Raw genomic sequence first — 20,784 nt, 5'->3', positions numbered from 1 at the left:
CAGGTCCGGCTTCAACACAGGTCAGCAGCTGGGAGGGGTTTGCCCCCTCCCACATTGGCTCCGGTTCTGCCAATCAGCCTTGGGTCAGTGTTTTTACCGCACGCTCGAAACGATCCAGGCCTTCCTGGATGTCGGCGTCTTCCACCACCAGGCTCGGGGCGAAACGCACCACGTCAGGGCCTGCTTGCAGGATCATCAGGTTTTCTTTCTCGGCCGCGTTGAACACGTCCTTGGCCTTGCCCTTGAAAGCCTCACTCAGTACGCAACCGAGCAGCAGGCCCATACCCCGCACCTCGGTGAAGATGCCGTACTGCTTGCCGATCTGCTCCAGGCGCGCCTTGAACAGCGCATGCTTGGCGTTCACACCGGCCAGCACTTGCGGGGTGTTGATCACATCGATCACCGCTTCCGCCACTGCGCACGCCAGCGGGTTGCCGCCGTAGGTGGTGCCGTGGGTACCGACGACCAGATGCTTGGCCAGCGCTTCGGTGGTGAGCATCGCCGCGATCGGGAACCCACCGCCCAGGCTCTTGGCGCTGGAGAGGATGTCCGGCGTCACGCCGTAATGCTGGTAAGCGAACAGATGGCCGCTGCGGCCCATGCCGGTTTGCACTTCGTCGAAGACCAGCAGTGCATTGTGCGCATCGCACAACTCGCGTGCGCCTTGCAGGTAAGCCAGCTCGGCCGGCAGTACGCCGCCTTCGCCCTGGACCGGTTCCAGCACCACGGCGCAGGTCTTGTCCGAAACAGCGGCCTTCAGCGCAGCCAGGTCGTTATAAGGCACGTGGGTGATGCCGGTGATCTTGGGGCCGAAACCATCGGAGTACTTGGACTGGCCACCGACGTTGACCGTGAACAGGGTACGGCCGTGAAAGCTGTTCAGCGCAGCGATGATCTCGTACTTCTCGCTGCCGAACCGGTCGAACGCGACGCGACGTGCCAGCTTGAACGCGGCCTCGTTGGCCTCGGCGCCGGAGTTGCAGAAGAACACGCGCTCGGCAAAGGTGGCATCGATCAACTTATGCGCCAGGCGCAGGGCCGGCTCATTGGTGAAAACGTTGGAGACGTGCCACAGCTTGTTGGCCTGTTCGGTCAGCGCACCGACCAGCGCCGGGTGGGCGTGGCCCAATACGTTGACCGCGATGCCACCGGCAAAGTCGATCAGCTCGCGACCCGCCTGGTCCCACACGCGCGAACCTTCGCCACGCACAGGAATGAATGCGGCCGGTGCGTAGTTAGGCACCATGACCTGGTCGAAATCGGCACGTTGCACCGGGGCTTGCTCAACGGACATCGGAGTCTCCTGAAGAGGAACGCCTGCCTGAAACTGGCGGGCGATGCAGGGATTGTAAGGACAGTTTTCAGTAGGGCCTTGTCGCCAAGCGACAACTTCTTATAGCGCCAACCCCCGATTTTCGAGGGTTTACGTCAATGCGACAAATAGCGTCGCAATGGCGCAGTTTAAACCGCCCGGCGTGTTTGCGTCAGGGTCAATGGCCGCTCTAATTATCTAAGGCCAGGTGCTCCACACCGGCTGATTTACTGGTGCCCTTTCCATGGCACCAAGAGATTCGCCCCATGAGTACTCCTCCCGAGAGCCATTACGAACGCCTGAAAAATGCTATGCCCCAGTGGCTGGGCCAGGCGAGCGCGGCCAAACATCAGGCCCTGCGCCAAGCCAGGCCGCACCTGGGCAAGCCCTTGCAGGCGGCCACAGCCCGGCAACAAGCCTTGTTCAAACAAGCCACTGCCCAGCATTGGCGCGCACAGAACACAGTCGATGACGCGCTGAAAAACCTGCAAGATCCCAAGACCTACGCCAGGCCCCTGCTGCAAAACCTGCTGCGTCAACGCTTCGCGCTGAACCTGGACGTCGACGAGGTGTTCATCCGCCTCTATATCCCGCTGACCATTCCCTGGTTTGCGATCCGCTCTGGAGCGGCGCGCACCTGGACGGTGTCACTGCTCGATGCAGCGCTGCATAACTTCGATTACAAGGAAGCAGATGCAGGCTTCTACGAGCCCGACTCGACGTTTATCAGCCGCCCCTCGGCCACCGGCCAGTTCACCACCCTGCCCCATATCCGCGACGTCATGTCGATCAACGCGTTTGTGCGCCTGTGCCGCGAGTTGAACCTCGGCGCCACGTACGCGCACCACCTGCGCAACGCACTGGGGTTGAACACTCCGAGCGCCGGCAACAGCCTGGCGCTGAAAGTCGATACCAGCCAGCGCGCGGCCTTGCGCGCCGCACTGCAACTGGCGGACATCCGCGGCGACATCAAGCCGGACTTCGCCCAGGTGATCAGCGCCATGCTCGAAGGCGCCCCGCGCCTGAGCCTTGGGCAACTGCCGGTGCTCTGCCATACGTTCACCCTGTTGCAGACGCCACTGTGCGGCATCCTGTTGTTCGCTCCGGACCTGGAGCAGGCGCGCAGCTCACAACGGATCGTCGCCTACGTGCCGGACGATCCGCAGCACCCACTTAAGGAATACATCTCGCCCCTGGAGTTCAAACGCGAGCTGACCCGCCAACTGCGTAACGAGGACTACCAACTGTTCTTCAGCCGCTTTGTGCCCCATGAGCGTCTCGGTGTTTTTTTCTCCGGCCTGAGCCAGCGCCTGTCGAGCATCAACTGGCACCCACCGGAACCCGGCGCCAAGCATGGCATGTGGCGCAAAGAACCCACCCTCGACCCCAAACTGCAATTTGTCGCAACGCCCATTCCCGACGAGCCTTGGCGTTATCTGTATCGGCAGAAACTCAACAAGATCCTCAATGACGCACGCTCCCAGGCCGTCTCCACAGCCAACGCCGACAGCCAGGCACGCTGGGCCTTGTGGGACTCCTTCGTGGATATCGCCTCAACAATTCTCAACGTCGCACTGCTGGTGGTCACGCCGTTCATTCCCGGACTGGGCGAATTGATGATGGGGTACATGGCCTATCAACTGCTCACGGACGTCTTCGAAGGCGTGATCGACTGGGCCGAAGGGCTGACGGACGAAGCGCTCACCCACCTGGTCAACGTGGTGCAATCCATTGCGCAATTGGGCGTGTTTGCAGCGGGTAGCAGCCTCGCCGGCATCGCGATGGACAAACTGTTATCGGCCGAACAACGGGCCTTCATCGAGCGCTTCAAACCCGTGAGCCTGGCTGATCGTAGCCAGCGCTACTGGCAACCAGACCTCGGCCCGTACCAGCAACACCTCGACATCGCCCCGACGCTGAGCACCGATGAAAAAGGCCTGTACCCTGTGCGCGGTGAGTCAGTGCTGCCCCTGGAGGGCCGGCACTACAAGGTCGAGCCCGCCGACGACGGCCATTACGCAATCAAACACCCGACCCGCGCCGACGCCTATCGTCCCAGGCTGCGGCACAACGGGTCCGGGGCATGGCACACCGAACTCGAACAGCCCCTGACATGGGATCGCAAGACTCTGTTGCGGCGCCTCGGCCCCATCGCGCAAGGCTTGAGCGAAACCGACTGCGAGCAAGCCTTGCGCATCAGTGGTGTCAGCGAAGACACCCTGCGCAAGATGCATCACAACAGCGAGCCCATCCCGCCCATGCTTGAGGACACCCTGGTGCGGCTGCGCATCGACCGTGAGATCCAACAGTTGATCCAGCGCCTGCGCAGCGATGACCCGGCGCAATACAATGCCATCGACCCCCAACAGCAACTGCACTTGATGACCAGCTTCGGTTACTGGCCCAAGGACAAGACTCTGCAACTGCTGAACGCCCGCAACGAAGTGGTCTGGCAGATGGGTGAAAGCGATCAGCCGCTGGTGCAGATTCACGAAGCGCAACTGCAAAAGGGTGACTGGCTCAAAACCGTATTGCAGGCCCTGAGCCCCGAGGAACTCAGCCGCCAGTTCGGCGAACGCACCGGCGACCCACAATTGAGCCTGGAGGCCCGCACCCGACACCTGCGCAAAGCCCTCGCCGATATCGCCGAGCGCAAGCGTGCATCGCTGTTCGAATCACGTTACGGCCCCTCGCAGACCGCCAACCACCCAGCGGCCCAGCGCATCCTGGACACCTCGCCCGACCTGCCCGCCAGCGTCGCCCACCACCTGCTGCGCCAGGCCAGCGGCGCGGAACTTGCCCAACTGGACGCCCGCCGTGTCCCGCCACGCCTGGCCGACCTGGCTCGTGCGGCGCTGGACGAGGTACGCGTGACCCGCGCCTACGAAGGCCAGCAACTGGACAGCGTGCAGACCATCGACAGCGACCGCCTGGCCCTGAACGCTCTGCGGCTGCTGCCCGGTTGGTCGGACCAGGTGCGCCTGGTGGCGCGCCATGATTCACCCCGCGGTTCGATCTGGAACGAGGTAGGCGTCGAGGACGCGCCGTTGCGCCGCACATTGGTACGCCGGGATAACGGCCGTTATGTCGCCTATGACGACGACACAGCGCTGTGCGCTGAAACCGACCTGTACAGCGCCATCCTGCACGCCTTGCCCGATCGCCAGCGCGAGGCGCTGGGCATTCAGATTGACCAGGGCGCCGAATTGCAGCAGCGTTTGCGTCGACACCCACTGGCACGCAATGAAGTACGCCGTGTCTTGGCCAGCGGCGCTCCCAAGGAGCCATCGACCGACACCCTCAAGCACCTTGGCAGCGACGATGGTTACCGCGCACACACCCCAAGCCCGAACGCCCCGCTGCTGTACCCGCGCGCCCGGGCATTGTATCCAGCGTTGAGCGACGAGCAGATCGGCGCCCTGCTCGAACACCTGCAAAGGCAGCCCGGCGGTGCATCAGTGCGGCTCGAGGCGCTCACCGAGGAATATCAGCAATTGGAAACCGAGCTGCACAACTGGCAGCAAACGGTGCCCACCGAACATCCGCAAACCGGTGCCGCGCTCACGCCGCGCCAGCAAGCCTACGAACGCCAGAATCGCCAGCGCATCGCGCAATTACTCAAGCGTTGCTGGCGCCGAGGCACCGAGCTCGACGATTACTTCGAAGACCCGAGCCGGGACGGCTATATGTTGCGCCTGGATTTTCCGATCATCGGCGAGCTGCCCACACTGAATGCCAATTTCGAACATGTGTCGTTGCTGTCCATCAGCGGCAACGAAGGCACCCAAGGCGTGACCGCCTTTATCAACCAGTTTCCACGGCTGCGGCACCTGGAAGTCAAAGACGTCCCCATGGACGATCTGCCGCCTCAACTCAGCAGCCTGCCTCACCTCAACACCCTGGGGCTGTCCAACTGCAACATCACCCTCACGCCTGCCAGCCATGCCCGCCTGGCGAGCATGAGCCACTTGCAGACGCTGTCACTCAATGGCAATCCCCTGGGCCTGACGCCCAGCGTTGAGGCGATGCCGGAATTGGTGGCCCTGGACCTTGCCGACACCGGTATCGATCGCCTGCCGCCCGGCCTGCTGACCCGCCCGGAGCTGCAGGCCGCGCTGTTGAACGGCAACCAGATCCGCGACGTACCCGCCGCGCTGTTCGAACTCCCCCCTGAGGCCAGCGTGCACTACGATCTTTCCGACAACCCGCTGTCACGGGCGAACCTGGAGCAGGTCAAGGAGTACTACCAACGCCACGGCACGTTCTGGGAGGTCGATGCTATGCCCGTCGACCTGCAAGATACACAACGGCTTTACCCGTCGATGGACAAGGACGAAGCCACACGCTTCATCTATTCACTCCCCGGTGATATTGAGGCGGGTAAACGCGAGCTGGCGCGCCTGGCTGGAGAACTGGAAACCTTGCAGCAGGAGCTGGGCGCCTGGTCACAGGCCCCCGACCTGACCTCCCTGGAACTGGCGCGCAGAATGGCGCTGCATGTGCAGCTGGAAAAAGCCTGGCGCCGCGAACCCGCCCAGGAAACCCGCCACGTTCGCACCCTCAACATCAGCCAGACCTTGGCCGGTGAATTGCCGCGCCTGAGTGCACGGTTCAAGCACATAGGCTCGTTGATCATGCACGGCAACGGTGGCCCGATGGACGTCGGCGAGTTTCTCCAAAGCTTTCCGGCCCTGGATATCCTCGACATCGAACACGCGACGCTGGAGGACATCCCGCCGCGTATCTTCGAGCTGGAAACACTGACTTTCCTGGGCCTGCCGGACTGCTCGCTCAAGCTCAGCGACACCAGCCGTGCGGCCCTGCAAAACATGAACCGCCTGGAATACCTGGACCTCAGCCAAAACCCCAACCTAGGGCAACTGCCGGAGTTCAAGGCGATGCCGGCACTGTCCAGCGTCCTGCTGAAAAACGTCGGCCTCACGCAAGTGCCCTCCGACCTGCTCATCGACGTGCCGCGCAGCGCGGTCAACCTCAGCGACAACCAGATCACCGAGATGCCGGCGGCCGCTTTCACCCTGCGCGCCGAAGCCGCCAGCGCGTTCGACCTGTCCGGCAACCCGTTATCCAAAGTGACCCTGGAGCAGATCAAGAGCTACTGCCAGCGCACCCAGGAATCCTTCAATGCCACGGCTCCCGAAGCCGAGCGTGTGCGCCTGCAACAGCTATACCCGACGCTGGTCGAAAGCGAAGCGGATCGTTTTATCTTCCGCCTGCCCGGCGATATGGACGCGATCACCCCGACCCTGGCGCGCCTTGAAGCCGAGTATGCCCAGCTCAATACCGACCTCGATCAATGGGTGCTGGATGTGCCACAGCGCCATCCTGTCGACAACAGCCCGCTCGATGACGCCGCCCGCGCCCACCAACAATTGCTGCGCGACAATTTCAAAATGCTGGTAGAGCAAGCCTGGCGTCGCGAGAGTGCGGAGGATGAAGAGAGCCTGGTGGATGAGTTCACCCATTCATTACTGCTCGACACCCCGGTGATGGGTGAGCTGCCGTCACTGAGTGCGCGGTTCGAGCATGTGTCGTGGTTTGAATTGACGGGCAACGGCACTACCACCCAGGTTGACGGTACGCTGCGCTGTTTTCCGGCGCTGCAAACCCTGGCACTGAGCCAATGCCCGGTGGGCAGCCTGCCCGAACCGATCTTCAGCATGCCCAAGCTGGCCAGCCTGGAATTGACCCAATGCGGCATCCGCCTGACGCCGTTGTCAGCCCGCTCCTTCAACGACCTGGCGGCGCTGGAGTTCGTCGACATGAGCGATAACCCGCTGGGGGAAACCCCAGACGTCAGCAGCTTGCACAACCTGAGCTCGCTGCACCTGCGCAATGCCGGGCTCAAAGCGATGCCGGAGGGAGTTTTCCAGCTCAAGGCGTTGCACACGCTGGACTTGAGCGGCAACCAGATCGAAGACATCGGCGCGGGTTTGCTGGAGACCGATACGGTGTTTCATGAAGACAGCGACCTGAGTAACAACCCGCTGTCGGCACAGAGCCTGGCGTACCTGCGCGAGTATTACCAACGTACCGGCATTGACTTCAATGTGCCCCAGGCCACGCTGGATGAAACCGGAGCACCACTATCGCCCGCGCAGCCCCGGCCACAGGAGGAATAACCGCCCCTTCGGGCTAGCCAGGGTGAGCCGTGCTCAACCGCGTTCGGACGGTACCGAGGACAATTCGAACGGGCTGCTGCTGCGACGCTGGTTGCGGTCTTCACGCGGGGTCGCGCCGAAGAAGTTGCGGTAGGCGCTGGAGAAATGCGGCCCTGAGGAGAAACCGCACGACAGGCCGATCTGGATGATCGACTTGCTGGTTTGCATGAGCATCTGGCGGGCCTTGTTCAGGCGCAGTTCCAGGTAGTACTGGCTGGGGACACGATTGAGGTACTGCTTGAAGATGCGTTCGAGTTGTCGTCGCGACACGCAGACGTGCTGGGCAATTTCGTCAGTGGTCAGCGGCTCTTCGATATTGGCTTCCATCAACAGAACCGCCTGGGTCAGCTTGGGATGGCTGGAGCCCAGGCGGTTTTGCAGTGGAATACGCTGGCGCTCGCCGCCTTCGCGGATGCGCTCCACCACCAGTTCCTCGGACACCGCGCCGGCCAGTTCGGCGCCGTGGTCACGGGCCAGCACTGCCAGCAACAGGTCGAGCACCGACATGCCGCCACAGGCGGTCAGGCGGTCGCGGTCCCAGTCGAACAGATGGCTGGTGGCGATGACCTTGGGGAAGCGCTCGGCGAAATCATCCTGCCAGCGCCAATGCACGGCAGCGCGGTAACCGTCGAGCAGGCCGAGCTGGGCCAACGGGTAGACACCTGCCGACAAACCGCCGATCACGCAGCCTGCCCGCACAAGCTGCTTGAGCGCCGTGCTCAGTTGAGAGGCGATCACCGTCGGCGGCTCGTCCGCCAGCAGGAACAGCTTCTGGAAACCTTCGAGCTTGCCCGCCCAAGCCTCGCCCGGCAATTGCCAGGCGCCGTCGGCAGCCGGTTCCGCGTGCAGGAACGACAGTTCGTAGACCACGTCCGGATGCACCCGTTGGGCAATACGCAAGGCCTCCTCAGCCAGCGCCAGCGTCAGTGCTTTTGTGCTGGGCCAGATCAGGAAACCAATTCGATGGGCAGTCATGGAAGGCTATCCGAAGCGAGTAACAATAATGGAGACAAGGGCCAATGCTAGCCCGGAAACGAACACAAATCTCAAAAACTGATGAAGATCAATGTGGGAGGGGGCTTGCTCCCGACGGCGGTGTGTCAGCCAACAGATTGGTATCTGATTTACCGCTATCGGGAGCAAGCCCCCTCCCACAGGGGTAGCTATTTCAGGCTGCCGGACAGGAACTGCTGCAAACGCTCCGACTGCGGGTTCACCAACACTTCGCGCGGGTTGCCGCATTCTTCGACGATGCCTTTGTGCAGGAACACCAACTGGTTCGACACTTCACGGGCAAAGCCCATTTCGTGAGTGACCACCACCATGGTGCGGCCTTCCAGGGCCAGGTCCTGCATCACCTTGAGCACTTCGCCGACCAGTTCCGGGTCAAGCGCCGACGTCGGCTCGTCAAACAACATCACCTCCGGCTCCATCGCCAGGGCACGGGCAATCGCCACGCGCTGCTGCTCGCCGCCGGACATGTGGCCGGGGAATGCATCCTTACGATGGCCCACACCCACCTTGGCCAGGTAGTGCTCGGCCTTTTCACGCGCTTCTTTCTTCGACACACCCAGCACGTGCACTGGCGCTTCCATCACGTTTTCAATGGCGGTCATGTGCGACCACAGGTTGAAATGCTGGAAAACCATGGACAGGCGCGAACGCATGCGTTGCAGTTGCTTGGGGTCGGCGGCCTTCATGGCGCCGTCCTTGCCGGCGACCAGCTTCAGCTCTTCGTTGTTGAGCAGGATCTTGCCGGCGTGGGGTTGCTCGAGCAGGTTGATGCAGCGCAAAAAGGTACTTTTGCCCGAGCCACTGGAACCGATGATGCTGATCACATCACCGGCCGCGGCGGCCAGGGACACGCCTTTGAGCACTTCATGACTGCCATAGCGTTTATGCAGGTCTTGGACTTCAAGTTTGTACATGCGGTCGGTTCTCACAAAAACAGGTGGTCAGTCGTTGAGCAAGCGCCCGTGACGCAGCGCTTCGCGCCCCGCCACCTTGGCCAGCCAGAAACCCGCTTGGGCATAACGTAGCCGTTCAACGGCAAACAACACCCCGGACGTGCCCGCGCAAACAATACTCACGCGGTCGGTCAGGGGATCAATCACTTCAAAAATCGGTTCGCCGGTTTCCACCCAGTCGCCGGCTTGACGCAGGTAACTGATCACCCCGGCGTGGGGTGCAAACAACAACTCGGTGCCTTCGAAAGGCACGCCTTCGCACGGTTCGTACTGTGGCGCGGGCCACTGCCCCTTGATCAGGCCCTGTTCAGCGAGAAACGCAAGGATGCCTTCGGCATGGAAGATCGCTTCGTCACGGCCGGTATCGGCCTGGCCGCCCAGCTCCAGCGTCGTCGCCAGGCACGCCAGCGGGATCTGCGCCTCAGGGAACAAGCGGGACAGGCGCAGCCACGGCAGCGAACAGGCTTCATCAAACGAGCTGCCGCCGGAATCCTCGGCCAGCAGGCCGACTTTCACATTCAAGTGCGCCGACAACGAACGCCACTGCGGCCAGTGCTGGGGCAGCGCATACATGTGCAACGCCGCCTGCGCATCGCAGTGCAGGTCCAGCACCACATCGGCGGTGCAGGCATGGCTGAGCAAGACGCGCTGCATGCCTTGCAGCTGGCTGCTCGGTGCCGGCAGGGCGTCGAGTGCATCGGTCATCGCCTGGCGAATCATGCGCACATTGGCGTGAGGGTCATCGCCCAGCTTGCCGGCGAGCAACGCGGCGACCGGCTCGCTCAACTCGACGAAATCGCGGTTGAAATTCTTGCCGCTGCCCACCTCAAAACGGCCCTGGTGAGCACCTTGCAACAGTTGCCCCAGGCCCATCGGGTTGGCCACCGGCACCAGCTCGATCACACCGTTGAGGGCGCCCTGGCGCTCCAGTTCGATGAGACGCTTTTTCAGCTCCCAGGCGGCGCGCATCCCCGGCAACTCGTCGGCGTGCAGGCTGGCCTGGATATACGCCTTGCGCTCGCCGCTGCCGAAACGAAAGACGCTCAGTTGGCGCTCGCAACCCAGGTGGCCCCAGGGCAACAGGTGATCGATACGTTCCATCTCAATGCTTCCTTGGAGCCAGGTAGCTCAGCCAGCGGCGCTCGGCCAACTTGAACAGGCGCACCAGGATGAAGGTCAGGCACAGGTAGAACGCGCCGGCCGTGATATAGGCTTCGAACGGCAGGTAGAATTGGGCGTTCACCGTGCGCGCGGCACCGGTGATGTCGATCAGCGTGACGATGGACGCAAGGCTGGTGGTCTGCAGCATCATGATCACTTCGTTGCTGTACTGCGGCAGTGCACGACGCAGGGCCGACGGCAGCAGGATGCGGCGGTACAGTTTAGAGCGCGACATGCCCATGGCCTTGGCCGCTTCGATCTCGCCATTGGGCGTGGCCTTGAGGCTGCCAGCGATGATTTCGGCAGTGTAGGCGCTGGTGTTGATCGCAAACGCCAGGCACGCGCAGAACGTGGCGCTGGACAGCAGCGGCCAGAGGAAGCTTTCGCGTACGGCGTCGAACTGCGCCAGACCGTAGTAGATCAGGAACAGCTGCACCAGCATGGGCGTGCCGCGAATGACATAGGTGTAGAGCCACGCCGCGCCGTTGACGATCGGCTGCTTGGACACCCGCATCAAGCCCAGCGGCAAGGCGGCGAGCAGGCCGAAAAACAGCGAGATGGCGAGCAATTTCAGGGTGGTGACCAAACCGCCGAGGTACAGCGGCATGGCCTCCCAGATGACGTTGTAGTCGAAGATCATAGATCAGCCGCCCTTACGCCTACCGAGTAGCGCTTCTCAAGATGACGCAAGGCCAGCAACGACACGCTGGTGATCACCAGGTACATCGCCGCCACTGCGAGGAAGAAGGTAAAAGGTTCGCGGGTGGCGTCTGCCGCCTGCTTGGCCTTGAACATCATGTCTTGCAGGCCCACCACCGAAATCAGCGCAGTGGCCTTGGTGAGTACCAGCCAGTTGTTGGTGAAGCCGGGGATCGCCAGCCGGATCATCTGCGGCACCATCACCCGGAAAAACACCTGGAAGCTGCTCATGCCATACGCCAGACCGGCCTCGGCCTGCCCCTTGGGAATGGCCATGAAGGCACCGCGGAAGGTTTCCGACAGGTAGGCGCCAAAGATGAAGCCCAGGGTGCCGATACCGGCCGCCAAGGGGTTCAAGTCAATATAGTCGTCGTAGCCGAGCATCGGCGCGACGCGGTTAAGCAGGTCCTGACCGCCGTAGAAAATCAGCAGGATCAGCACCAGGTCGGGAATCCCACGGATGACCGTAGAGTACAAATCACCCAGCCAGGCCAACCAGCGCACCGGCGACAGGCGCAACGCGACCCCGATCAGACCCAGAACAATGGCCAAGGCCATGGACGACAAGGCGAGCTGAAGCGTCAACCATGCGCCATCGAGGATGACGGCCCCGTAGCCTTTCAACATGATTCAGGTCCTCGAAAAGGGGGATGAAAAAATGGCGCAAACCGCAGGAATTCTGTTGCTTGCGCCATTCTGGACAGACAGCTGCGACGAGTTATTTAGGGTCAGCGCCGTAAATATCGAAGTCGAAGTATTTGTCCTGGATTTTCTTGTATTCGCCGTTGGCACGGATCGCTGCGATGGCCGCGTTGATCTTGTCCAGCTCGGCCTTGTCGCCTTTGCGTACAGCGATGCCGATGCCGTCGCCGAAGTACTTGGCGTCGGTGAACTGTGGGCCTACGAACGCGTAGCCTTTACCGGCCGGGGTTTTCAGGAAGCCGTCCTGCAGCAGGGTGGCGTCAGCCACGGTGCCGTCGAGGCGACCTGCTTCCACGTCCAGGTAGATTTCGTTCTGCGAGCTGTAAGGCACAACCGTGGCGCCTTTAGGGGCCAGGACTTCCTTGGCGAAGCGATCGTGGATCGAACCGCGTTGCACGCCGATTTTCTTGCCTTTCAATTCATCCAGGCTGTCGCTGACCGTGGTGCCTTCCTTCATCACCAGCTGCGCTGGGCTCAGGTAGTAGCGGTTGGTGAAGTCCACGGACTTCTTGCGGTCGTCAGTGATGGACATGGACGACAGGATCGCGTCGATCTTGCGCACTTTCAATGCCGGGATCAGGCCGTCGAACTCTTGCTCGACCCACACGCACTTGACCTTCATCTCTTCGCACAGGGCGTTGCCGATGTCGTAGTCAAAACCCACGATGTTGCCATCCGGCGCCTTCGAGGCAAACGGAGGGTAAGCCGCTTCGATACCAATCTTCAGGGGCTTTTCATCAGCGAAGGCCTGCATGGACAGCACGGACAGCGCCAGGGCGCCCAACAGCACAAGTTTCTTCATCTTGGGACTCCATCGGTATAGGGCAAAAAGCAGTATGAGCCAGGGCCCACGATGCGACTTAAGTGAAACCGAATAGCGGTGCTGCGCCCTACGCGGTGTAAACCTGCGACGACGAGCGAGTGATCGGCATTCTAACGACAGGCCGGAAGCCGATATTTCCTCAATGCGACAACAATTTACAGAAGCACCGAGAAAGCGGTTCCAGCACATTGACAGCCTCTGTTTTTTATGCAGAGACAAAAGATATTAAACCTGTTGATGCTGCAAGTTGCGGGCCTATTATTCGCAAACCCTTCTAGCACGGCAAGTCTGGCGTTTAATCTTATTTCCTGGGGTGTCTAAAACGCGGTTTTTCGGGGCATTGGCGTAGCACATTGCCCCAGGTTTGGGCGGCAGGTTACACATCCAGGTGCGACGGTAACATTCAGAAACGTCCTACGAGAGAAACCGATATTTATTGAACTCCACCCGATCGTCCCCACGCTCCGCGTGGGAACGCCTCCTGTGACGCTCCGCGTCACGACCTCAAGAGCGGACGCGGAGCGCCCAGGGCTGCATTCCCACGCAGAGCGTGGGAACGATCACCCATGTAAAAAGCCCCACTCGGCTCACACCGAATGGGGCTTTGTCCAACCTGCCTCGCCTTACGCGGCGTTCATGGTCTTGTGGGTTTCAATCAAATGCGCCACCACGCCTGGATCCGCCAGCGTGGAGATATCGCCCAGCCCGTCATACTCAGCCGTGGCAATCTTGCGCAGGATACGCCGCATGATTTTGCCTGAACGCGTCTTCGGCAAGCCTGGCGCCCACTGGATCACATCCGGCGATGCAATCGGCCCGATCTCCTTGCGCACCCAGTTTTTCAACTCCAGGCGCAGCGCTTCGGTCGGCTCTTCGCCATTCTTGAGGGTGACATACACGTAGATGCCCTGCCCCTTGATGTCATGGGGCACACCCACTACCGCCGCTTCCGCGACTTTAGGGTGGGCAACCATGGCGCTTTCGATCTCGGCGGTGCCCATGCGGTGGCCGGACACGTTCAACACGTCATCCACGCGCCCGGTGATCCACCAGTAACCGTCTTCATCGCGACGGGCGCCGTCGCCGGTGAAGTACATGCCACGGAAGGTCTTGAAATAGGTGTCGACAAAACGGTCATGGTCGCCGTACAGCGTACGCGCCTGGCCTGGCCACGAATCGAGGATCACCAGGTTGCCTTCGGCAGCCCCCTCGATGATGTTGCCCAAGTTATCCACCAACGCCGGCACCACACCAAAGAACGGACGCGCCGCCGAACCCGGCTTGAGCGCGTGGGCACCCGGCAGCGGGCTCATCAGGGTGGCGCCGGTCTCGGTTTGCCACCAGGTATCGACAATCGGGCAACGGGATTGGCCGACGTTCTTGTAGTACCAGTCCCACGCTTCAGGGTTGATCGGCTCACCCACCGAACCGAGCAGGCGCAGGCTGCTACCATCGACGCCTTCGCAGGCCGCAGTGCCGGAGGCCATCATGGCGCGGATTGCGGTCGGCGCGGTGTAGAGGATGTTGACCTTGTGCTTGTCGACGATCTTGCCCACCCGGGTAATGTCCGGGTAGTTCGGCACGCCTTCGAACAGCAAGGTGGTCGCGCCATTGGCCAGCGGGCCATAGACAATATACGTGTGGCCAGTGACCCAGCCGACGTCGGCGGTGCACCAGTAGATTTCACCCGGGCGGTAGTCGAACACGCGCTCGTGGGTCAGGGCGGCGTAGAGCAGGTAGCCACCCGTGGTGTGCTGCACGCCCTTCGGCTTGCCGGTGGAACCCGAGGTGTAGAGGATGAACAGCGCTTCTTCGGCACCCATCTCCTTGGGCGCACACACGGTGCCGGCCACTTTCATCAGGTCTTCGTACCAGATGTCGCGATGCTGGTTCCACTTGATCGCGCCATTGGTGCGCTTGCACACGATGACCTTCTGGATACTGTTGGTTTCCGGGTTGGTCAGGGCGTCGTCGACGTTGGCCTTCAGCGGAATCTTCTTACCGGCACGAATACCTTCGTCGGCAGTGATCACCACCTTCGAGCGACAGTCGATAATGCGACCGGCCAGGGCTTCCGGGGAGAAACCGCCGAAGACCACCGAGTGAATCGCACCGATGCGGGTACACGCCAGCATGGCGACCACGGCCTCGGGGATCATTGGCATATAGATAGTCACCACGTCGCCGCGGTGTACATCCTGGCCGCGCAGGGCGTTGGCGAACTTGCAGACTTGTTCATGCAGCTCGCGGTAGGTGATGGTGCGGCTTTCGGAAGGGTCATCGCCCTCCCAGATGATCGCCGCCTGGTCGCCACGCTCGGCAAGGTGACGGTCCAGGCAGTTGTAGGAAACGTTCAGGGTGCCATCGGCAAACCATTTGATATCGACATGGTGGTCGTCGAAAGAGGTCTGCTTCACCGCGGTGAAAGGCTTGACCCAGTCAAGACGTTTGGCTTGCTCGCGCCAGAAGCCATCGGGGTTGACCACCGACTGCTGGTACATGGCCTTGTAGGTCGCCTCGTCGGTCAGCGTATTGGCTGCTACTTCGGGGCGAACGGGGTACAGGGAAGCCGCACTCATCTTTCTTACCTCGGTGACAATCGTTGTTTTTGTATGGCCCCTGTTTTAGCCGGGGCCGGTCTATAGAACCATTCGACGATGGTAGTAACAAGCCCCTACAAATTGCCCTGATATGCCGATTTGCCGCTCTGGCCCGCGCCCTGTGGCGCTTTCACGGTTTGTGAAAAAACCTTTACCACGGGATTGTTACAAAAACCGCCAAAAGTGTTTATCAAAACCACGGGTATATGAATATAACCCGCAGGCCTAAAATCAACTTCGCCAACCAAGGCGCTGTGCTCGACACAGCAGTGATTAACAACGCAACAGCCCCCACGAAGGCAACGTTAATCCGAACTTCCAACTTTTAAGTTACACACGTGGCCTCACAAGGGCCCCGTGACCCCTTTCGCCCTGAAGAAGGTAAATGAAGAAATGAAAGTGTTCGCAGTCATGGCTCTCAGCAGCTTGTTCGCCACCGCCGCCCTCGCCGACGAGGCCCCGACAGAACTGGCCAGCCAGAATGCCCCCATTGTTGAGGATTACACCTACAGCACCCACTTGGACGTGGCAAAAGTATTGTCCATGAGCAATATCCCGGAAGTCTGTGAAGTTGTACCGGTAAAAATGGAATATGAAGACTCGCAAGGTCAACGGCATATTCTGAACTATCAAGTCATGGGTAACGGCTGCTCTAACGGGTAATAACTTCTTTAATTAGATTCAATCCCGGATCTTGGTCGCCGCAAGAAATCATTCTTGCGGCCAAGAACCCATCGCTGCCGCACCACCATCAACCTGTGGGAGGAGACTTGCTCCCGATGACCTGAGCCGCCACACCCACCTTACAAAGCCCTACCCTGCCCTACCTGCCCCCGCTTACAAAATCCCCTCACCGCCCGTCAAAAAAATCCAATCCCGGCAAAGCCTTGCAAACACACGCTTTGGCCGCAGACCACGGCATTTTGGTGCCCCCAAGTGACCATCCGCCGCAACACAAAGCCGAATTTTTCCCTATAATGCGCGGGTAAATCGGGCCTGCAATATCCCTTTACACAGGGATGAAGAGCCAGACCTGAGGCCTCCCCTGGAGCAAGCATCTGTCGCTCCACGCCTCAAGCCTCACGCAGAGCACCCGAACACCTGATTGCGTTTAATGCGTGCGCTAGCTGCAACAAACGATTCCTTAAGATCCACCGCGGCCTCTGGGCCGTGTGAACACCCAACCATCCGGTTTCACACGGGCACTTTGAGCCCTCACGCAGGAGACGACACGTCATGCTGAGCTGGGACGAATTCGATAAAGAAGAAGACGGCGAAGTCGCCGCCAAAGGCGCCAACGCCGGCCACGCCACCGAAGCCAACATGGACCGCCTCGACGGCGCCGGCGCTGCCGCCGCGGTTGAAGCCCGCGCCGTCACCGCCAGTGACTCCGCCGCCATCGTGCGCGCCAAGGCCGCCCTCGACAAACTCGACATCGCCGAAGGCCTCGCCGAACTCGAAGGCGCCTCCGCCCGCGTCGCCGTTGACGAAAAACGCATGATCAACTGCCGCGCCGACCTCAACCAGCTCGTGCCTTTCAAGTACGACTGGGCCTGGCAGAAATACCTCGACGGCTGCGCCAACCACTGGATGCCGCAAGAGGTCAACATGACCGCCGACATCGCCCTGTGGAAAAACCCCGAGGGCCTGACCGACGACGAACGCCGCATCGTCATGCGCAACCTCGGCTTCTTCTCCACCGCCGACTCGCTGGTCGCCAACAACCTGGTGCTGGCCGTGTACCGCCTGATCACCAACCCGGAGTGCCGCCAGTACATCCTGCGCCAGGCCTTCGAAGAAGCGATCCACACCCACGCCTACCAGTACTGCATCGAATCGCTGGCCATGGATGAAGGCGAGATCTTCAACATGTACCACGAGATCCCATCGGTCGCAAAAAAAGCCGCCTGGGGCCTGAAATACACCCGTTCGATCTCCGATCCGAAGTTCGAAACCGGCACCGTCGAGACCGACAAGGAACTGCTGCGCAACCTGGTCGCCTACTATTGCGTGCTGGAAGGCATCTTCTTCTACTGCGGCTTCACCCAGATCCTGTCCATGGGCCGCCGCAACAAAATGACCGGCGTCGCCGAGCAGTTCCAGTACATCCTGCGCGATGAGTCGATGCACCTGAACTTCGGTATCGACGTGATCAACCAGATCAAAATCGAAAACCCGCACCTGTGGGATGCCGAGATGAAGGAAGAAGCGACCCAGATGATCCTGCAAGGGACGCAACTGGAGATCGAATACGCTCGCGACACCATGCCTCGCGGCGTGCTGGGCATGAACGCGGCGATGATGGAAGACTATTTGAAGTTCATCGCTAACCGTCGTTTGTCGCAGATTGGTCTTAAGGAAGAGTACCCAGGCACCACCAACCCGTTCCCGTGGATGAGCGAGATCATGGACTTGAAGAAAGAGAAGAATTTCTTCGAGACTCGGGTGATCGAGTACCAGACCGGCGGCGCGCTGAGCTGGGACTGATTCCCCCAAAGCCAGGCAGTATCAAAAAGCCCTGACTCGTTCAGGGCTTTTTGTTTTCTAGTGAACGCAAAGTTGGCGTTGAATCGCCATTTCTTGAAGTACATCACATCAAGCTCCTCGCCCAGAAGGGTTCGGATCGCATCACCAATGCTGTAGCCTTGTGCCCCAATTGCCATCAGCGTTGTCACCGGTCGAGTGATCGGGAGGCTTTTACCGAAGGGCTTTACGCCAAGATCGGAAGATTGGCACGGGAGTAGACTCCTGCTGTCACACCTGATGCACGCTTAAACATTTAGATAGGACCGAGGCCACCCGTGAACCCAGACATGCTCGAAGCCGGCCCCGCTGACGCCAAAGTACTCTCCGTCTTTGACTTCGACGGCACGCTGACCCACCACGACAGTTTTGTGCCCTTCCTCAAGTTTGCCTTTGGCCCCGGTGAGTTCTATGGCCGGATGGTCAAGCTGGCGGTGCCGGGGCTGCGCTTTTTGGTGCGGCAGATCAGCCGGGATGAGTTGAAGGCACAGCTGATTCGCACCTTTATGACCGGGGTGGAGAAGGCGTGGGTTCAGCAGCAGGCCGAGGCGTATTGCCAGCGCTATTGGAGCAAGTTGATGCGCCCCAAGGGCTTGCAGTCGGTGGCCGACGAGGTGAACTCGGGGGCCGTGGTGACGCTGTGTTCTGCGTCGCCGGCGCTGGTGTTGCAGCCGTTTGCGAATCGGCTGGGGATCAAGTTGATTGGCACTGAGCTTGAGGTGGTTGATGGCGTATTGACCGGCAAGCTCACCGGGAATAACTGCCGCTGTGAGAACAAAGTGCTGCGGCTTGAGGCGGTGTATGGCGACCTGGGGGAATACCGGCTGCGGGCCTGGGGCGATACGCGCGGGGATCGAGAGTTGTTGGCAGCGGCGCAGGATGCGCATTTTCGGCATTTTCATGCGAAGAAGAAAAAGCGGGATCGGTTGCAGTGATGACGTGGGTGGGGTTGGCAGGAAGTCTGCACTAGACGCCTAACCAGTTTTCCACAATCAAGCCATTTACGCGCGTGAACTCACCTTCATTGTTAGTAACCAAGACCAAGCCTGAGCTTCTAGCGTGCCCGGCAATGTGTAGGTCATTGACGCCGATAGGCGTGCCCTTTTTCTCCAGATCTGAACGTATCGAGCCGTAGTGAAAAGCGGCCTTGTCGTCGTAGCTAAAGACATTGAGCCGGGAAGAGAAGTCTTCCACGGCTCGCGTATTTTTTTCTACGAACTGACTCTTTTCTGCGCCATGCATCAGCTCAGCAGGGTGATGAAAGAGAGATCACCGTACGCCCAACATTGGCATTGAATTTTTCCAATATTTCGATCGGACGACGCTTGATGATGTAGATCACGATGTTGGTATCAAGCACGTACTAATCATCAAAAGACTCTCGTTCTTGCTGGGTTTGATCGGCACGTTCCTCCATGAAATCTTCAGATACCGATTCACTGGCAAGAAAAAAGCTGTCCCAAGTGTTTTCAACAGGCGAAATGATCAGCTCTCTTCCCACAGCACGGACCTCCACGGTCTTCACTCCCGCAGGAAAACGCATGTCGGCAGGGATGCGAATATTTTGCGTACGGTTGTTAGTAAAGACGGTTCCAGAAGACATAGAGAACACCTCTCTGGGTAAGGAAAGACTGGGAAGAATGATGATTCGAGAATGCTCTATTTCAAAGCTATCTGGCAAACATCCGAAGAATGCCAGCGTTATCGCACTAGCATGGGCTGCTACGAGTCGAGGCGATACGGGTTTATGGGCTCGACAGGGAAATCGCGTCGATCCCTTCGCAGCCTCGCTGGGGCTCGACAGCTCCCACATTTGATCTTTGCCAATCCGATGATTTGTGGTCGGCAGGTATTTATGTCGCGGCTTTCAGGTCTACGCCCAGGGCTGTGGCGAAGGCTTTTACCATGGGGCTGCGCGGTGCGTTGTGGCGCAGGATGAGGTTGAATGCCGTGCTCAGGTGGACCTGCTCCGGACACAGTGCGCGCAGGCGTCCTTCTCTCACTAACGTCGTTGCGTAGTGCTCCGGCAGGAAGCCGAGAAAGCGGCCGGTGAGGATCAGGATGGCCACGGCTTCAACCTGGGAAGCCGAAGCTGACTGGCTGTCGTAGTTGACGAAGTTGGCCTTGTCGCGATGGATCGCATACCGATGGTTCACCACTTCGTATTGGCGCAAGACTTCGGGCGTGATATCGCTCGCATTGAAGAGTGGATGCCCTGTTGCGCAGTAGGCGTGGGCCTTTTCTTCGTACAGCGGGAAGTAGTCGAATTCCTCACGGCGCTGGTAGACCGGGACGATACCGGCGACCAGGCGCCCTTCCACTACGCCGCGCTCAACTTCATCCAGTTGTGAGGCGTGCAGGCGTAATCGAATCTTGGGCGACTCACTATGTAATTTGCCCAGGGCTGCAATAAGCGGTGAATTAACGTCCGATACGGTGTTATCAATAACGCCCACACTAAGGTCGCCGATCAGTTCATTTTGCGCTGAACTAAGCTTGTCGCGAAAACTGTCGACCGAGGTAAATAACTCGATGGAGGCTTGATACACCAACTTGCCTTCTTCGGTCAGCCCGAACCCTTCTCTGCCCCGGGTGCACAGGCGCATGCCAATGCGGATTTCCAGGTCGGAAATCTGTTTGCTGATAGCTGCCAAGCCCACATTCAGCTCGTTTTGCGCGGCGCTGAAACCGCCGGCCTCGACCACAGCCATGAATACCCGCAGCAACTTGAAGTCCAGCCCGCTCAATTGCAGCGGCGGTCTTGTGCCGGGTTTGGGTGGCAGGTTTCCAGAAGTGGAAAGTGGGGTTTCCATAATAC

14 protein-coding genes and 2 pseudogenes are annotated in these 20,784 nt (G+C 60.1%); 5 read left to right on the top strand and 11 right to left on the bottom strand.

Translation table 11 applies throughout. The features are described 5' to 3' along the window. Positions 1 to 73 precede the first annotated feature (73 nt). The gene (locus ACQRBT_RS14355; protein WP_060757321.1) at positions 74 to 1,294 is read right to left on the bottom strand and encodes an aspartate aminotransferase family protein; all 1,221 of its coding nucleotides are present in this window, start codon (positions 1,292 to 1,294) and stop codon (positions 74 to 76) included. A 284-nt stretch (positions 1,295 to 1,578) separates the two neighbouring features. On the opposite strand from ACQRBT_RS14355, the gene ACQRBT_RS14350 reads away from it, so the two are divergent. Then, positions 1,579 to 7,452, top strand: coding sequence for a dermonecrotic toxin domain-containing protein (locus ACQRBT_RS14350; protein ID WP_412047370.1), 5,874 nt, complete (start codon positions 1,579 to 1,581; stop codon positions 7,450 to 7,452). Positions 7,453 to 7,485: 33 nt separating this feature from the next. Here ACQRBT_RS14350 and argR read toward each other — a convergent pair whose 3' ends face one another. From argR to acs, 7 genes are all read right to left on the bottom strand, one after another. Continuing rightward, complete coding sequence (gene argR / locus ACQRBT_RS14345; RefSeq protein WP_060757319.1) at positions 7,486 to 8,466, bottom strand: transcriptional regulator ArgR; 981 nt, start codon at positions 8,464 to 8,466, stop codon at positions 7,486 to 7,488. 188 nt (positions 8,467 to 8,654) lie between these two features. Further along, complete coding sequence (locus tag ACQRBT_RS14340; RefSeq protein WP_090369054.1) at positions 8,655 to 9,419, bottom strand: ABC transporter ATP-binding protein; 765 nt, start codon at positions 9,417 to 9,419, stop codon at positions 8,655 to 8,657. A gap of 27 nt (positions 9,420 to 9,446) precedes the next feature. Next, entirely contained in the window at positions 9,447 to 10,559 is a 1,113-nt protein-coding gene (locus ACQRBT_RS14335) for a succinylglutamate desuccinylase/aspartoacylase family protein (protein ID WP_412047371.1), read from the bottom strand. Between the two features lies 1 nt (position 10,560). Continuing rightward, on the bottom strand, positions 10,561 to 11,259 hold the full coding sequence (locus tag ACQRBT_RS14330; RefSeq protein ID WP_161550355.1) for an ABC transporter permease: 699 nt from the start codon (positions 11,257 to 11,259) through the stop codon (positions 10,561 to 10,563). Beyond that, positions 11,256 to 11,945 (bottom strand): ABC transporter permease, encoded by a 690-nt coding sequence (locus ACQRBT_RS14325; RefSeq protein WP_010208305.1) that lies wholly within the window; start codon positions 11,943 to 11,945, stop codon positions 11,256 to 11,258. The genes ACQRBT_RS14330 and ACQRBT_RS14325 overlap by 4 nt, the downstream gene beginning before the upstream one ends. Positions 11,946 to 12,036: 91 nt before the next feature. Beyond that, positions 12,037 to 12,822 (bottom strand): ABC transporter substrate-binding protein, encoded by a 786-nt coding sequence (locus ACQRBT_RS14320; protein ID WP_060757315.1) that lies wholly within the window; start codon positions 12,820 to 12,822, stop codon positions 12,037 to 12,039. A gap of 644 nt (positions 12,823 to 13,466) precedes the next feature. Continuing rightward, a complete protein-coding gene (gene acs / locus ACQRBT_RS14315) occupies positions 13,467 to 15,422 on the bottom strand; it encodes an acetate--CoA ligase (protein ID WP_060757314.1) in 1,956 nt (651 codons plus the stop codon). Between the two features lie 414 nt (positions 15,423 to 15,836). On the opposite strand from acs, the gene ACQRBT_RS14310 reads away from it, so the two are divergent. The 4 genes and pseudogenes from ACQRBT_RS14310 to ACQRBT_RS14295 all read left to right on the top strand — a co-directional run bounded on the left by ACQRBT_RS14310 (position 15,837) and on the right by ACQRBT_RS14295 (position 18,901). Next, the gene (locus ACQRBT_RS14310) at positions 15,837 to 16,106 is read left to right on the top strand and encodes a DUF2790 domain-containing protein (RefSeq protein ID WP_060757313.1); all 270 of its coding nucleotides are present in this window, start codon (positions 15,837 to 15,839) and stop codon (positions 16,104 to 16,106) included. Between the two features lie 573 nt (positions 16,107 to 16,679). Next, the gene (locus tag ACQRBT_RS14305; protein WP_090369047.1) at positions 16,680 to 17,930 is read left to right on the top strand and encodes a ribonucleotide-diphosphate reductase subunit beta; all 1,251 of its coding nucleotides are present in this window, start codon (positions 16,680 to 16,682) and stop codon (positions 17,928 to 17,930) included. 86 nt (positions 17,931 to 18,016) lie between these two features. Then, positions 18,017 to 18,187, top strand: a pseudogene (locus ACQRBT_RS14300) (HNH endonuclease); the annotation flags it as partial. A 69-nt stretch (positions 18,188 to 18,256) separates the two neighbouring features. After that, positions 18,257 to 18,901 carry an HAD-IB family hydrolase gene (locus tag ACQRBT_RS14295; protein ID WP_060757249.1) on the top strand — a complete coding sequence of 215 codons (645 nt, stop codon included), beginning with the start codon at positions 18,257 to 18,259 and terminating at the stop codon, positions 18,899 to 18,901. Between the two features lie 31 nt (positions 18,902 to 18,932). Here the strand turns inward: ACQRBT_RS14295 and vapC are convergent. The 3 genes and pseudogenes from vapC to ACQRBT_RS14280 all read right to left on the bottom strand — a co-directional run bounded on the left by vapC (position 18,933) and on the right by ACQRBT_RS14280 (position 20,779). Next, a pseudogene (vapC, locus tag ACQRBT_RS14290) lies at positions 18,933 to 19,326 on the bottom strand (type II toxin-antitoxin system tRNA(fMet)-specific endonuclease VapC). A gap of 3 nt (positions 19,327 to 19,329) precedes the next feature. After that, positions 19,330 to 19,569 (bottom strand): type II toxin-antitoxin system VapB family antitoxin, encoded by a 240-nt coding sequence (gene vapB, locus ACQRBT_RS14285; protein ID WP_104994612.1) that lies wholly within the window; start codon positions 19,567 to 19,569, stop codon positions 19,330 to 19,332. Positions 19,570 to 19,819: 250 nt separating this feature from the next. Continuing rightward, positions 19,820 to 20,779, bottom strand: a complete 960-nt coding sequence (locus ACQRBT_RS14280) for a LysR family transcriptional regulator (RefSeq protein WP_412047372.1) — start codon at positions 20,777 to 20,779, stop codon at positions 19,820 to 19,822. Positions 20,780 to 20,784: the final 5 nt, after the last annotated feature.

The sequence above is a fragment of the Pseudomonas sp. R19M genome (assembly GCF_050312585.1).
Taxonomy (GTDB): domain Bacteria; phylum Pseudomonadota; class Gammaproteobacteria; order Pseudomonadales; family Pseudomonadaceae; genus Aquipseudomonas; species Aquipseudomonas palleroniana.
The sequence above is the reverse complement of the archived record's forward strand: the minus strand, read 5'-3'. Positions and strand labels throughout refer to the sequence as shown.